This window comes from Arthrobacter sp. 10N43, assembly GCF_056394525.1.
This window is the reverse complement of the sequence record NZ_JBFTIA010000051.1, coordinates 1-362: the sequence shown is the minus strand read 5'-3', so window position 1 is coordinate 362 and position 362 is coordinate 1. Positions and strand designations below refer to the sequence as shown.

The following is a 362-nucleotide window of genomic DNA, read 5'->3' as shown; positions in this document are numbered from 1 at the left end:
CGTGGTTTCGGGGGCAGTGAGCGTAAGCCGTACAGCGGCGGCGCCGGCGGTGAGCGTAAGCCTTACGGTGATCGTGCCCCGCGTGAAGGTGGAGGCCAGCGCAGCTTCGGTGGCGATAGCCGTCCGTCTTATGGCGATCGTAAGCCGTATAGCGGTGGTGGCGATCGTGACCGTAAGCCCTATGGTGATCGCGGCCCGCGTGAGGGCGGGGATCAGCGTGGTTTCGGGGGCAGTGAGCGTAAGCCGTACAGCGGCGGCGCCGGCGGTGAGCGTAAGCCTTACGGTGATCGTGCCCCGCGTGAAGGTGGAGGCCAGCGCAGCTTCGGTGGCGATAGCCGTCCGTCTTATGGCGATCGTAAGCC

The 362-nt window shown here is 66.3% G+C and carries 1 protein-coding gene; it reads left to right on the top strand.

Going from position 1 to position 362, the window contains the following annotated elements:
* Positions 1–49: 49 nt before the first annotated feature.
* Positions 50–362, top strand: a 313-nt coding sequence (locus AC1DDO_RS23060) for a hypothetical protein (RefSeq protein WP_476972854.1), incomplete at its 3' end; no start/stop codon positions are given.